The organism is Burkholderia sp. IDO3 (assembly GCF_003366075.1).
Taxonomy (GTDB): domain Bacteria; phylum Pseudomonadota; class Gammaproteobacteria; order Burkholderiales; family Burkholderiaceae; genus Burkholderia; species Burkholderia anthina.
The window spans coordinates 645,700-659,564 of the sequence record NZ_CP028963.1 but is presented as its reverse complement, the minus strand read 5'-3'; the positions used below and the strand labels follow the sequence as shown (position 1 = coordinate 659,564).

Below are 13,865 nucleotides of genomic sequence, written 5' to 3'. Positions count from 1 at the left end.
AATGTCGCAAAAACAGGGATTTTCCCATAACTTGCGCGTGCATCGCTTAACGACGCGTCAGGTTGCGCGGATAATCGGGCGCAAGGCGCGCGGCATCGGCCCGCACCGCACGATCCAGGAGAACCCAACGTGCCGCAACGACATCCGCAACCCGCCCATCCTGCCGACGGCATCTACTTCGGGCTGATGTCGGGAACCAGCATGGATGGCGTCGACGGCGTCGCCGTGCGTTTCGAGGCCGGCCGCGCGCCGGTCGTGCTCGCGGAAGCGTTCGTCGGCTTCGCGCAATCGCTGCGCGACGCGCTGTTCGCGCTGCAGCAGCCCGGCGACAACGAGATCGACCGCGAATCGGTCGCGGCGAACGCGCTCGTCGCACGCTACGCGGTGTGCTGCCACGAACTGCAGCGCACGGCCGGGCTGTCGCGCGACGGGGTCCGCGCGATCGGCGTGCACGGCCAGACGGTGCGGCACCGGCCGGAGCGCGGCTACACGCGCCAGCTCAACAATCCGGCACTGCTCGCCGAACTCACCCATATCGACGTGATCGCCGATTTCCGCAGCCGCGACGTGGCCGCCGGCGGCCATGGCGCCCCGCTCGCGCCCGCGTTCCACGCGACGGTGTTCGGCGCGCCGGGCGAGACGCGGGTCGTCTGCAACCTGGGCGGCATCAGCAACATCACGATCCTGCCCGGCGAAGGCGGCGACGTGCGCGGCTTCGACTGCGGGCCCGCCAATGCGCTGATCGATGCGTGGGCAACCCGTCACCTCGGCAAGGCGTACGACGACGGCGGCAAGTTCGCCGCGCGCGGCACCGTGCACGCGCCGCTGCTCGACGCGCTGCTCGACGAACCGTATTTCAGCGCACCGCCGCCGAAGAGCACCGGCCGCGACCTGTTCAATCCCGCGTGGCTGGACGCGAAGCTCGCCGGTTTTGCGCAGGTTGCGCCGGAGGATGTGCAGGCGACGCTGACGGCGCTCACCGCCGTCTCGGTCGCTCGCGAAATCGCACAGCACGCAGCGGGTTGCAAGGCCGTGTTCGTGTGCGGCGGCGGCGCCCGCAATCCGGTGCTGCTCGCGGCGCTCAGGGATGCACTGCAGAAAGCCGGCGTACCGGCGACCGTCGACACGACGGCCGCGCTCGGCGTGCCGCCGCAACAGGTCGAGGCGCTCGCGTTCGCGTGGCTCGGCTACCGCTTCACCGCGCGCCAGCCCGGCAATCTCGCAAGCGTGACCGGTGCCGCCGGCGAGCGTGTGCTCGGCGCACTGTATCCGCGCTGACGCACCCTGCGCGGTCACGCCGCGCATGGGCGAAAAAAACGGGGCATCAAGCCCCGTTTTTCATTCCGCTGAACCGGACAGGATCCGTCGTGCGCTCAGACCGAGAACGACGAGCCGCACCCGCAGGTGGTCGTGGCGTTCGGGTTCTTGATCACGAACTGCGCGCCGTTGATGTCGTCCTTGTAGTCGATCTCGGCGCCGACCAGGTACTGGTAGCTCATCGAGTCGATCAGGAGCTGGACGCCGTTCTTGTTCATCACGGTGTCGTCCTCGTTGACTTCCTCGTCGAACGTGAAGCCATACTGGAAGCCCGAGCAGCCGCCGCCCTGCACGAACACGCGCAGCTTCAGGTCGGGGTTGCCCTCTTCGTCGATCAGTTGCTTGACCTTGTCGGCCGCGGCGTCGGTGAAGACGAACGGCAGCGGCATATCGGTGGTCGTTGCTGCGGATTCGGTAACAGCGTTCATGCGAACTCTCCAAAAAGCTTTAGCCGCTATTGTAGGGCCGATCAGAAGATCGTGCTGATGTCCATGAAATCAATAGGTTCTTGTTGATTTCAATGCGCGGTGCCGCCCGTGGCGCGCCGCCGCGCGGACATAAAAAAACCGCCAGCGCGAAAGCTGGCGGTTTTTTCGGCGAACGCCGCCCGAAAGCGGCGCGGCCAGGAAGCGAAATTAACGCTTCGAGAACTGCTTTGCGCGACGTGCCTTGCGCAGACCAACCTTCTTACGCTCGACTTCACGTGCATCGCGCGTGACGAAGCCTGCGTTCGACAGCGACGGCTTCAGCGTTGCATCGTAGTCGATCAGCGCGCGGGTGATGCCGTGACGCACTGCGCCTGCCTGACCCGTTTCGCCGCCGCCGTTGACGTTGACCTTGATGTCGAACGTCTGGCCGTGGTTCGTGAGTTCCAGCGGTTGACGCACGATCATCAGCGACGTTTCGCGCGAGAAGTAGTCAGCGATGGGCTTGCCGTTGACGATGATGTCGCCCTTGCCAGCCTTGATGAAGACACGTGCGACTGCGCTCTTGCGGCGGCCCGTACCGTAGTTCCAGTTACCGATCATGTGGGCTCCCCTTAGATCTCGAGCGCCTTCGGCTGTTGAGCCGAGTGCGGATGCGTCGCTTCTGCGTAGACCTTCAGCTTCTTGATCATCGCGTAGCCGAGCGGGCCCTTCGGCAGCATGCCCTTGACCGCTTTCTCGAGCGCGCGGCCCGGGAAGCGTTCTTGCATCTTGCCGAACGTCGTTTCATAGATACCGCCCGGGTAGCCCGAGTGACGGTAGTACTTCTTGTCCAGAGTCTTGTTGCCCGTGACCTTCAACTTGCTTGCGTTGATGATGATGATGAAATCACCAGTGTCGACGTGCGGGGTGAACTCAGGCTTGTGCTTGCCGCGCAGACGGCGTGCCACTTCGCTGGCAACACGGCCGAGAACCTTATCCGTCGCGTCAATCACGTACCATTCGCGCGTCACCTCATGGGCTTTTGCGGAAAACGTCTTCATGATCGATCCAAAAAAAATGCTTTGCCCGATGTGTTCTTCCTGCTTGTCTGTGTGCGCTTCGAGGCGCGGTGCAGGCTCTCCCTGTTCTTTTTCCGTGGGCATGAATGCGGAAAAGCCCTGAATTATAAAGGAAATACCGCAGCGCGGTCAAAGAGAATCCACGCCCCGTGCCGGCCGTGCGCGAAATGGGCCAGAATTCGATCGTGCCCCGACAAGCCAGGCGAACCGAGCGCCCGGCGGCGGCACCCATCGACGCGTGGCGCCGAACCTCGCCGCGCGAGACCAGTCGACTCAGGAAAACAACAAACAAACATGACGAAACAACGACTTACGCCCTTTCTCGCAGCCGCGTTGCTGGCCGCCGCGGCGCCCGCCGTCGCCGCCCGCACCGGTTGCGAGGCCAAGCTCGACGCACTCGATGCGCGCATCGCCGATGCCCGCGGCGCCCATGCCGAAGATCGCATCGCCCGCCTGCGCGCAGTCCGCGAACGCGTGCGCCATTTCTGCGCGCGCGGCCACGGCCATGCGTCCGCCGCACACGTTCCCGCGCCGGCCGCCCGTCCCGGATCCGCATCGCCCGACGCAGCGTCGCAGCCCGCCGCACGACAACCCGCGCAACCCGCGTAATCGGTTCGGAGCGTGGTTTCGGTGCGCGCAAACTGGGCACCAGTGTTTGCATGGGACGAAAAAAAGCCCGAACGGCTGGTTCGGGCTTAATCCACCTTTGGAGGAGGGTGGAGGAGACATGCGGAAGTTGCCGCAGCGCGACAACCAATGAGGCTCATTATACGAACGCGCGGCCGACTTCACAAGAAAATTTGCATTACGAAATCGAGCACCATAATGCGGAATCTCGGAAAAACGTCGAACCGAATCATTTTCTTCTTTGAAATCAATTATCTGAGCAACCCACGCCTGATCGGGAATCGGTCCCATCTAGAGCAAAACCCCTAAAGATTGCGGGGAAATCGCCGTTCGGCACCCCGCCGCGCGCCGCATCCACCGGCGCGGCGTTTCGCGTCGTGCAGCGCATCAGCCGACCGTTGCGCAGCGGGCTACAATGCCGGATCGAATCCGAATCAGGCAACGCTGGAGTGCAAGCATGGAATGCAAAGTAAGCTGGATGGGTCAGGATGGCATGGCGTTCGCGGCCCAGACCGGAAGCGGCCACCTCGTCGCGATGGACGGTGCGCCGGAAGGCGGCGGCCATAACCTCGCGCCGCGCCCGATGGAAATGGTGCTGGTCGGCACCGGCGGCTGCACCGCGTACGACGTCGTGCTGATCCTGAAGAAAAGCCGTCAGGAAGTGACCGGCTGCTCGGTCACGCTGAAGGCCGAGCGCGCGAGCGAAGATCCGAAGGTGTTCACGAAGGTGCACTTCCACTTCACCGTCACGGGCCGCAACCTGAACCCGGCCACGGTCGAGCGCGCGATCAACCTGTCGCACGACAAATACTGCTCCGCGTCGATCATGATCGCGAAGACGGCCGAACTCACGCATTCGTTCGACATCGTCGCGGGCTGAACGCCCGGCGCGCGAACCTGAAAAAAAGGGCCGGCGCTCCCCGTGGAGCGCCGGCCCTTTCGTATTCGAGCGGCAAAGCAGGCCGATAAGCCGGATTCTGTGCGCGCTGCGCACCGAAGCGCGCAACGCGTGGCAGCCATTCCTCTAGGCGCGCCATTGCTGACGCGCTCAAGCTTCCTACCCGCAGACGAGACGGGGGCCCCGTCCTGCATCCGAAAATGCGCGCCTGCCTACTTGGAATTGCTCCGGGTGGAGGTTACCGTGCCGGCGAACGTCGCCGTCGCCGCGGTGCGCTCTTACCGCACCGTTTCACCCTTACCTGATCCCGGCTTGCGCCGGGCCATCGGCGGTTTGCTTTCTGTTGCCCTGTTCCGCGTGTCGCCACGGATGGCCGTTAGCCATCACCCTGCCCTGTGGAGTCCGGACTTTCCTCGCCCCCGCCTGCCCGAAGGCGGCGAGGCCGCGACTGCCTGGCCTGCTTTGCGGTGCGCATTCTAGCACTGCGCGCCGCTGCCGGCGGCGCGCGAACGGCGGCCGCTGCGAAAAACGTCCGGATCGTCGTAGAACGCGGGCGCGGCATTCGCGTCGCACCAGCCCGGCACGCCGAGCACCGGAAGCGGTGAAAAATCGCGGCTCGTCAGGTTGCGGGTCGCCAGTTCGCCGGCGAGCCGCCCATCGACATGCGCGGCGCGCGCGGCGTCGGACCACGAAAAATAGTCCGCGCTCACTTCGATGATCCACGTGTGCGCGGTACAGGATTTGTAAGGCGCGACGAGTTGTTCGAGCAGCGCATGGCCGACGAGCCGCGTCTCGCAGCGCGTGCCCCACGCATCGCGCGCCGCAATATCAGCAAGCGCTGCCAGTCGAACCTGCGCAACGCGTCGGCGAGCGCCGGGTCGGCCGTCACGAACACGGCGGCGTTCTCGTCGAACAGCGTGAGTGCATCGCGCAGCGTGCCGCGCACGGGGCCGACACCGCCCGCGGCGTCGATCGCCGCGGCCTGACGCGCGTTCAGCGCGGCCTTGGTGCGCGGATAGGCGAACCAGACGAGCGCATTGAAGAAGTCGTGAAGATTGTGACGGGTGGGCACACCGCCGGTGTCGGCGATATGGGTTTCGTATGCGATGCCGGACGGCAGTTCGCCTTGCGGCACGAAGCGCAGCGGCCTGCCGCGGCCGCTCGCTTGATCACCGTCGCGCAGCGCGCCGTTCAGCGCATCGAGCAGCGCGGCCTCGCCCTCGAGCGCGGCCGCCTGGAGCGTGCGGCCGGGCTCCGCGTAATGCGCGAGCCACGGCGCGGACCAGTCGATCCGCGCAAAATCCGCCGCCGCGACGCCGGCCGTCAGGCCGGCCCCGCGCGGCGGCGCGCCGCTCACGCAAACTTCCAGCCGATCGTTTCGCCGGCGCGCAGCGGCACGACCGGCGTGTCGCCCGCGAACACCTCGCGCGGCAGTTCCCAGCTCTCGCGGCGCAGCGTGATCGTCTCGGTGCTGTGCGGCAGCCCGTAGAAATCGGCGCCGAAGCGGCTCGCGAAATTTTCCAGCTTGTCGAGCGCGCCGGCCTGGTCGAACGCTTCCGCATACAGCTCAAGGGCGTGCAGCGCCGTGTAGCAGCCTGCGCAGCCGCACGCGGTTTCCTTCGCGTCGCGCGCATGCGGCGCGCTGTCGGTGCCGAGGAAGAAGCGCGGGTTGCCCGACGTCGCGGCTTCGACGAGCGCGACGCGATGCGTCTCGCGCTTGAGCACCGGCAGGCAGTAGTAATGCGGACGAATCCCGCCGACGAACAGCGCATTGCGGCTGTACAGCATGTGCTGCGGCGTGATCGTCGCGCCGAGCAGGCCCGGCGCCGCATCGGCGTCGCGCACGTAGTCGGCGGCGTCCTTCGTCGTGATGTGTTCGAACACCACCTTCAGGCCGGGGAAATCGCGGCGCAGCGGCGTCATCACGCGGTCGATGAACACCTTCTCGCGATCGAACATGTCGATCGCCGGATCGGTCACCTCGCCGTGCACGAGCAGCGGCATGCCGGTTTCCTGCATGACTTCGAGCGTCTTCGCGCACTTGGCGAGATCGCTGACGCCGTGGTCCGAGTTCGTCGTCGCGCCGGCCGGATACAGCTTCACGCCGTGCACGAAGCCGCTGTCGCGCGCGCGGCGGATTTCGTCCGGCGCCGTGTTGTCGGTCAGGTACAGCGTCATCAGCGGCTCGAACGCCATGCCCGCCGGCAGCGCGGCCAGGATCCGCTCGCGATACGCATGCGCGTGCCCGGTGGTCGTGACGGGCGGCTTCAGGTTCGGCATGACGATCGCACGGGCGAACTGGCGGGCGGTGTGCGGCAGCACCGCGGCCAGCATGTCGCCGTCGCGCAGGTGCAGGTGCAGGTCGTCGGGACGGGCGAGCGTGAGCGTCGCCGGGGAGGAAGCGTTCGAGGCAGTCATAGGAGAGGCGTCGTGAGGAACGGGCTGGCCATCTGCGGGGCCGGAACGCGCGTGCGCGGACCGACTGACGGCAAACCGCAACACGAGGCCTTCGGCCGGCGGAATCCGCTTTTTACCGCTCGAGGCTCGGTGATATGCTAGAACACGCATTGTACCGGGGTTCACCCGGTTCGTTACCCCGCTTCAGCCTCCCGCCCCCAAGTAAAATGTGCCAACTGCTAGGAATGAACTGCGCCGCACCGACGGACGTCACATTCTCCTTCACAGGTTTCGCAGCCCGGGGCGGGCTCACCGACCACCATGCCGACGGCTGGGGGATCGCGTTCTTCGAGGACAAGGCCTGCCGCCTGTTCATCGACCAGCAGGCCTCGGCCACGTCGCCGATCGCCGAAATGGTGAAGCGCTACCCGATCAAGTCCAAGAACACGATCGCGCACATCCGCAAGGCCACGCAGGGCCACATCCTGCTCGAGAACAGCCACCCGTTCATGCGCGAGCTGTGGGGGCGGCACTGGATCTTCGCGCATAACGGCGATCTGCAGGACTACGAACCCGACCTCGACGGCAGCGTCTACCACCCGGTCGGCACGACCGACAGCGAAAAGGCGTTCTGCGTGCTGATGCAGGGGCTGCGCGAAGCATTCCCGGGCGCGCAGCCGCCGTTGCCGGAGCTGTTCGAGCGCGTGGGCGAACTGACGCGCGGCATCACCGATCACGGCGTGTTCAACTTCCTGATGTCGAATGGCCAGGCGCTCTTCGCGCACTGCTCGACGCGGCTGCACTACCTCGTGCGCCGCTGGCCGTTCTCGACCGCGCACCTGGTCGACGAAGACCTGTCGATCGACTTCGCGAAATACACGACGCCCGAGGATCGCGTCGCGGTGATCGCCACGCAGCCGCTGACCGACAACGAGGTCTGGACGTCGTTCGAGCCGGGCGAGCTGATCATGTTCCAGTGCGGCGACGTCGCCGCGCGGATGCAGATTCCGGTGCCCCAGCGCGTGCTCGAGAAGCTTCGCAATCCGGCGCTCGACGCGTCGGCGTCCGCGCCGTGCACGGCACGTCGCGAAGCGCTCGCGGCCGGTGCCGCGGACGACACCGACGACTCGATCGACTTCTGAGCGGGCGCGCTCGCGCCCTTCCCCGCCTCCTTTCCCGCCGCCGCGCAGCGCGATAGTCGCGTATGCGGCTTTCCGCGCATCGCATCGGACAACACGCGCCGCCATGGAAAATCGCGCCGCCCGGCCCCGTCCTTTTCGGCTTTCGTGTCATCCGAACCACAATCCGGCCCGCCGAATCGGCTTTGCACAACATTCGCTTGATTTAATTAATTTTCAAGCGAAAATAATCCATATGCGAAACAAATTGAACACCCGGATTTCAGAAATATAATCCGGAAGCCCGACTCTAACCCAGAAATCTTTCGCGATCGGTGCGTCAGATCACCGATCCAGACATCGGCAAACAATCTTTAAAAAATACCTCAAACCCTTGTCCACCAAGGCTTTCAGTTCGATTAACCACATAATTCAAAAATACACGGTGAAATCGGCATTATCACCACACTCCTTGTTTTTTTGACAATCACCCGCCATTCCGGTTAGTAGACTCCGTCCATCCTCGGTGTAACGGATCACGACTGGCGCGAAATCGGCAATGGCCGCCGCAGCCCGTCCAGGCCATTTTTCGACCGCGGAATGCGCTTTCACCGCAGCGCGGTGAATATCACTTCAAAAAAAGAAAGTGGGGTATGTCGTGAATCACTCATTTCGATCGATATGGAGCGAAACCGCCGGCTGCTGGATCGCGGTCGGGGAAACCGCACGGGCGCGCGGCAAGCGTTCGGGCAGCACATCCGGCGCAGGTCGCGACGCCGGCCGCGCGGCGCTCCGCCGCTCGCCGCTGCGCCTGGCCGCGCTCGGGGCCGCGCTGGCCGCGCTGTCGGCCGGCTCCGCGTACGCGTCGACCTGCGGCGACAATTCGGCGGTCGCAAGCGGCGGCAGTTGCGCACTCGGCAGCTTCAGCCCGACCGCGAACAGCAACCTGGCCGGCGCCACGACCGTGTCGGGCGGCGATACCGTCGGCGTGAGCGGCGCCTGGACAGGCGCCGGCGGCGACCCGGGCTATACGCTCGCGCCGATCGGCAGCACGTCGATCGTGTCGGGCAACCCAAACCAGGCGCTGCTGTCGCTCGGCGGCAAGACGCAGAGCGTCAGTACGCCCGACTCGATCACGGGCACCCATACGTCGGTCGCGACCTACGATTCGTCCGCGTTCTCCGCGTCGACGGCCGGCTCCACCAACGTGCCCGTCTACCACGACGTGAACGGCAACCAGTACGTGAACACGCGCATCGGCACCGTCGAAAGCTCCGGCGGCACGCTGAACGTATCGATCGGCAATCCGGCGAACGCGCCCGACGCACCCGGCAACGCGATCTCGATTGCGCCGAAGCAGACGGATCTGACCTTCGCGGACGGCACCGGCTCGGCGCCCAGCGTCGTGAACTGGAACTCGCGCAACCAGATCTGGATGGGCACCGGCGACTATCTCGCGAGCGGCGGCCCCGTCGGCAACCTGCAGCTCGACGTGCCGGCCTATGCGGGCACCTTCACCGCGTTCGACGGCAGCACGTGGACCGTCACCGACGCCGCCTCGCTCGCCGCGTACAACGACTTCCTCGTACGCTCGGTCCAGAGCGGCGCGCTCGGTTCGCAGACCGCCTACGACACCGCGTTCGGCCAGGCCGTCGCGTACTCGCAGGAAACCTTCCAGTACGCGAACGACGTATCGGCCGGCGACAAGAACGCGCTGCCGATCGATCACCTGTCGGTGATGCACGGCACCGGCGCGAACGCGACGCTGCACATCGACAAGGACGGCCAGATCGACTTCCGCGGCACCAACACGATCGCATCCAGCTCGGCCGTCCTCGCGGAAAACGGCGCGCACTTCATCAACGACGGCCGCCTGTCGGGCGACTTCACGCTGGTGCGCCTGCTGAGCGGCGCGAGCGGCGTCAACAACGGCGTGATTTCGTCCGGATACGCATCGGGCGACAACGTCGACACCGGCAGCAGCACGCCGCCCAGCAACTTCGACTTCCACGCGTACACGGAAGGCAGCGGCGTGTACGCGAGCGGCGCGGGCACCACGTTCGTGAACAACGGCGTGATGAACGTCGGCGCGTGGACGCTCGACGGCGACCAGCCGGACCTGCAGAACTACGCGGTGGCCGTGACGAGCGGCGCGAGCGCATCGAACGCGGGCACGATCAACGTCGGCGTCAACGCGACGACGCTCGACAGCCAGGTGATCGGCGGCTTCGCGGCCGGCGGCAACTTCACGAACGAGGCCGGCGGCACGATCTACCTCGGTCGCGCGGCCCAGTACGATCCCGCCGCCGCCGCGAGCGACGTCGCGCTGTCCGCGCACGGATACGGCGTCCTGCTCGGCGCATCGGGCACCGCGAGCAACCTCGGCACGATCGTCATCGGCTCGCAGACGCAAAACGGCGCGGGGATGGCGAGCATCGGCTCGTCGTCGGGCACGCTGCTCAACGCGGGCTCGATCGCCGTGAACGGCGCGGCGACCGGCACGCCGCTCGCGAACGTCGGCATGCTCGCGGCGAACACCGCGGCGACCGTGACGAACACCGGCACGATCACGCTGAACGGCGTCAACGGCATCGGCATCATGGTGGTCGGCACCGGCTCGGTCGCGACGGCGGCGACGTCGACCGGCACGATCGACGTCGCCGGCGCGCTCGATCCGGCATCGGACATGCGCAACTACGGCGTGTGGGCCGAAGGGCCGCTCGCCAAGGCCACGCTCGACGGCACGCTCAACCTGACGGGGAACGGCGCGATCGGCGTCCACGCACGCTCGGGCGCGACGATCGACGTCGGCGCGAACGCCGTACCCCATTTCATGTCGGGCACGAACCAGATCGGCTTCTACGCGTATGGCGCGGGCTCGAACATCAACGTCGCCGCGCAACGCCTGAGCGTCGATACCGACGACTCGACGCTGTTCCGGATCGCGGGCGGCGCCGCCTATACGGGCTCGTCGGCAGCCGGCACGCTGACGACGGACGTGAACGGCCAGCGCGCACGCGGCGTACTGGCGACGGGCGCCGGCACCACGCTCGCAACCGGCGACGCCGTCTACAACGTCAACGGCGCGAACGGCATCGCGGTGACGCTCGAAGGCGGCGCGCAGGGCACGATCGACGCAGGCGCGACGATCAACCTGAATGCGGGCGGCGCGATCGCGGGCGTCGTCGACGGCCAGGCGCACGACCTCACCGGCGCAAGCGTCGATGCGCCGGTGGCGACGACGCTGACCAACGACGCGGCGGTCACGTCGTCGACGGCCGGCGTGACGGGCTTCGTCGCGCAGAATCTCGGCACGCTCGAGAACCACAACACGGTGCTGTTGACCGGCGCCGGCTCGACGGGCGTCGTGGTCGGCACGCTCGGCACGGTGAACAACGGATCGTCGATTCGCGTATCGAACGGCACCGGCGCGCTCGTGCAGGGTGCGTCGGCAACGCTGACCAACGCGGGCACGATCGAAGCGGACGACGGCGTCGCGGGCGTGCACCTGACCGGCGCGGGCGCATCGGTCGCGCTGTCGGGCGCGGGCACCGTCGTCGCGAACGGCAGCGCCGACGGCGTGCTGATCGACGCGAGCGTGTCGGACGGCGGGATCGCGGCCGGCGCGACGTCGATCGCGGTGGGCGGCTCCGGCAAGGGCATCGACAACCTCGGCACCCATACGACGATCGCGTTGTCGGGCACGCAGATCGGCACGACCGGCAACGGCGCCGACGGGCTGTCGTCGACCGGCGCGGGCGCGCGCATCGCGACCGATGCGGCGACCGTCATCCGCACCGCCGGCGACGCCGCGCGCGGCGTCTTCGTGTCGGGTGCGGATTCAACGCTCGTGGCCAACGGCACGACCGTCGCGACGACGGGCGCCGGCGCGAACGCGATCGTCGCCGACAGCGGCGCGACCGCGCTGCTGTCGGGCACGAAGCTCTCCACGACGGGCGCGGCAGCCGACGGCCTCGTCGCGCAGAACGGCGGCCGCATCGGCGATACGGGTTCGTCGATCGCGAGCACGGCCGGCAACGGCGCGACCGTCGACGGCGGCGGCGTGCTCGCGCTGACCGGCACGACGCTCAAGGGCGCGACGGCCGGCGTGCTGAGCACCGATACGTCCGCCACCGGCGCGACGAGCTCGGTGCTCGTCGACGGCGGCAGCGTGGCCTCGGTCGCCGGGCCAGCGTTCGCCGCACGCGGCGGCACGGTCGACATCGCGGTGCGCAACGGCACGGTCGTGACGGCAGGCAACGGCACGCTGCTCGATCTCGCGAACGGCAGCAACGCGACCTTCAACGCGTCGGCCGTGAACCTGACCGGCGACATCGTGTCCGACGCGTCGAGCACCGGCAACGTGTTCCTGACGAACGGCACGACGCTCACCGGCAAGATCGATCCGGTGGCGCTGAGCGTCGACACCACCAGCACGTGGCACATGACCGACAGCTCGGTGCTGAGCAGCCTGAACAACGCGGGCCTGGTCGCATTCGCCGCGCCGTCGGGCGCGCCGACGGTGGCCGGCAGCTACCGGACGCTGACGACCGGCAGCTACGTCGGCAACGGCGGCACGATCGCGCTGAACACCTACCTCGGCGCCGACAACTCGCCGACCGACCAGCTGATCGTGAAAGGCGGCGCCGCGAGCGGCACGACGGGCCTGAAGATCGCGAACACGGCCGGCAGCGGCGCGCAGACGCAGGGCGACGGGATTCCGGTGGTCGTCACGGCCAACGGCGGCACGACGACTGCATCGGCGTTCCATCTCGCGGGCCCGGTGCAGGCCGGCGCGTACGAATACCGTCTCTATCGCGGCGGACAAAGCGACGCCAACGGCTGGTACCTGCGCTCGCAACTCGATCCGACCGACCCGACCGATCCCGGCGACCCGGTCGATCCGACCGGCACCGGCAACGGCAACGGTAACGACGGCAATCTCGCCTATCGTCCGGGTGTCGCGGGCTATGCGATGACGCCGCTGCTGAACGTCGACTACGGCTTCTCGACGCTCGGCAGACTGCACGAACGCGTCGGCGACATCTACAACCTCGAGAAGCAGGCGCCGGGCAACCGCGACGGCGTATGGGGCCGCATCGGCGGACAAAGCCTCGATGCGAACGCGGGCCGCTTCGCGGCGGACGAACGCACGTTCTTCGCGCAGTTCGGCAAGGACTGGACGCTCGACCAGGCAAGCGCCGGCGGCAGCACGCACGCGGGCGTGACGGCGAGCATCGGCATCGCGAACGCGAGCTTCAGCGACCTGGCGCGCGCCGATACGCAGGACCTGTCGACATCGACGGGCTCGGTCGAAATGCACGCGCAGAGTATCGGCGGCTACTGGACGCGCTATCTGTCCGACGGCACATACTTCGACAGCGTCGGCCAGGTCACGCACTACGGCAACCGCTACCGCGACAGCTACGGCAACGAGGCGTCGCAGAACGGCTTCGGCGTCGCGCTGTCGCAGGAAGTCGGCAAGCCGTTCGGGATCGGCGGCACGCCGATCGCCGTCGAGCCGCAGGCGCAGTTGATGTACCAGTACCTGAAGCTCAACGGGTTCAACGACAACGTGTCGGCCGTGTCGGGCACGACGACCAACGCGCTGCGCGGGCGCGTCGGCGTACGCATCTTCCGGCCGAACCTCGACGCGAACGCGGGCGGCGGCGCCGCGACGCCGTACTTCACGGCCGACGTGCTGCACGACTTCCTGTCGCCGGGCCAGACCGTCGTCGGCGGCACGCCGTTCGCGACGCACCTGGGCCGCACGTGGTACGAACTCGGCATCGGCGTGACCGCAAGCTTCGGCAAGTCGGGCGAGTTGTACGCGAACGCGAAATACGCGCGCAACATCGGCGGCGACTACCGGCGCGGGATCACCGGCCAGGTCGGTTATCGCTACAGCTGGTAACGCGTGACGCGCGAGCCCGTCCGCCGCAGTCCACGGGCGGCGGGCGGCGGGCGAAAAAAAACCGCCTGGTGGCTGGCCAGGCGGTTTTTTCATGGGCGCGCACCAGGC

9 protein-coding genes, 1 other RNA gene and 1 pseudogene are annotated in these 13,865 nt (G+C 67.1%); 5 read left to right on the top strand and 6 right to left on the bottom strand.

The features are described from left to right. Positions 1-129 precede the first annotated feature (129 nt). Positions 130-1,278 (top strand): anhydro-N-acetylmuramic acid kinase, encoded by a 1,149-nt coding sequence (locus DCN14_RS17600; protein WP_096506370.1) that lies wholly within the window; start codon positions 130-132, stop codon positions 1,276-1,278. 95 nt (positions 1,279-1,373) lie between these two features. On the opposite strand, the gene erpA is transcribed toward DCN14_RS17600, so the two are convergent. From erpA to rplM, 3 genes are all read right to left on the bottom strand, one after another. Continuing rightward, on the bottom strand, positions 1,374-1,745 hold the full coding sequence (gene erpA, locus DCN14_RS17595) for an iron-sulfur cluster insertion protein ErpA (protein ID WP_096506368.1): 372 nt from the start codon (positions 1,743-1,745) through the stop codon (positions 1,374-1,376). A 207-nt stretch (positions 1,746-1,952) separates the two neighbouring features. Beyond that, complete coding sequence (gene rpsI / locus DCN14_RS17590; protein ID WP_011883283.1) at positions 1,953-2,345, bottom strand: 30S ribosomal protein S9; 393 nt, start codon at positions 2,343-2,345, stop codon at positions 1,953-1,955. An 11-nt stretch (positions 2,346-2,356) separates the two neighbouring features. Continuing rightward, a complete protein-coding gene (gene rplM, locus DCN14_RS17585) occupies positions 2,357-2,785 on the bottom strand; it encodes a 50S ribosomal protein L13 (protein ID WP_009687896.1) in 429 nt (142 codons plus the stop codon). Positions 2,786-3,097: 312 nt separating this feature from the next. On the opposite strand from rplM, the gene DCN14_RS38730 reads away from it, so the two are divergent. Both DCN14_RS38730 and DCN14_RS17575 read left to right on the top strand, forming a co-directional pair. Continuing rightward, positions 3,098-3,412, top strand: coding sequence for a DUF1090 family protein (locus DCN14_RS38730; protein WP_096506366.1), 315 nt, complete (start codon positions 3,098-3,100; stop codon positions 3,410-3,412). A 433-nt stretch (positions 3,413-3,845) separates the two neighbouring features. After that, a complete protein-coding gene (locus DCN14_RS17575; RefSeq protein ID WP_096506364.1) occupies positions 3,846-4,310 on the top strand; it encodes an OsmC family protein in 465 nt (154 codons plus the stop codon). A 70-nt stretch (positions 4,311-4,380) separates the two neighbouring features. On the opposite strand, the gene rnpB is transcribed toward DCN14_RS17575, so the two are convergent. The 3 genes and pseudogenes from rnpB to pyrC all read right to left on the bottom strand — a co-directional run bounded on the left by rnpB (position 4,381) and on the right by pyrC (position 6,746). After that, positions 4,381-4,792, bottom strand: an RNA gene (gene rnpB / locus DCN14_RS17570) — RNase P RNA component class A. A 12-nt stretch (positions 4,793-4,804) separates the two neighbouring features. Next, a pseudogene (locus DCN14_RS17565) lies at positions 4,805-5,685 on the bottom strand (DUF3025 domain-containing protein). After that, a complete protein-coding gene (gene pyrC, locus DCN14_RS17560) occupies positions 5,682-6,746 on the bottom strand; it encodes a dihydroorotase (protein WP_096506362.1) in 1,065 nt (354 codons plus the stop codon). Before pyrC ends, DCN14_RS17565 begins: the two are co-directional and overlap by 4 nt. A 206-nt stretch (positions 6,747-6,952) precedes the next feature. On the opposite strand from pyrC, the gene DCN14_RS17555 reads away from it, so the two are divergent. Beyond that, positions 6,953-7,867 carry a class II glutamine amidotransferase gene (locus DCN14_RS17555; protein ID WP_172441913.1) on the top strand — a complete coding sequence of 305 codons (915 nt, stop codon included), beginning with the start codon at positions 6,953-6,955 and terminating at the stop codon, positions 7,865-7,867. A 634-nt stretch (positions 7,868-8,501) separates the two neighbouring features. After that, positions 8,502-13,757, top strand: a complete 5,256-nt coding sequence (locus tag DCN14_RS17550) for an autotransporter outer membrane beta-barrel domain-containing protein (RefSeq protein WP_096506400.1) — start codon at positions 8,502-8,504, stop codon at positions 13,755-13,757. Positions 13,758-13,865: the final 108 nt, after the last annotated feature.

Bases quoted from the DNA above. Each gene is read 5' to 3' on its own strand.
- DCN14_RS38730 (WP_096506366.1), top strand. From the start codon at position 3,098: ATGACGAAACAACGACTTACGCCCTTTCTCGCAGCCGCGTTGCTGGCC.
- rpsI (WP_011883283.1), bottom strand. From the start codon at position 2,345: ATGATCGGTAACTGGAACTACGGTACGGGCCGCCGCAAGAGCGCAGTC.
- rplM (WP_009687896.1), bottom strand. From the start codon at position 2,785: ATGAAGACGTTTTCCGCAAAAGCCCATGAGGTGACGCGCGAATGGTAC.
- erpA (WP_096506368.1), bottom strand. From the start codon at position 1,745: ATGAACGCTGTTACCGAATCCGCAGCAACGACCACCGATATGCCGCTG.
- DCN14_RS17555 (WP_172441913.1), top strand. From the start codon at position 6,953: ATGTGCCAACTGCTAGGAATGAACTGCGCCGCACCGACGGACGTCACA.
- DCN14_RS17575 (WP_096506364.1), top strand. From the start codon at position 3,846: ATGCCGGATCGAATCCGAATCAGGCAACGCTGGAGTGCAAGCATGGAA.
- pyrC (WP_096506362.1), bottom strand. From the start codon at position 6,746: ATGACTGCCTCGAACGCTTCCTCCCCGGCGACGCTCACGCTCGCCCGT.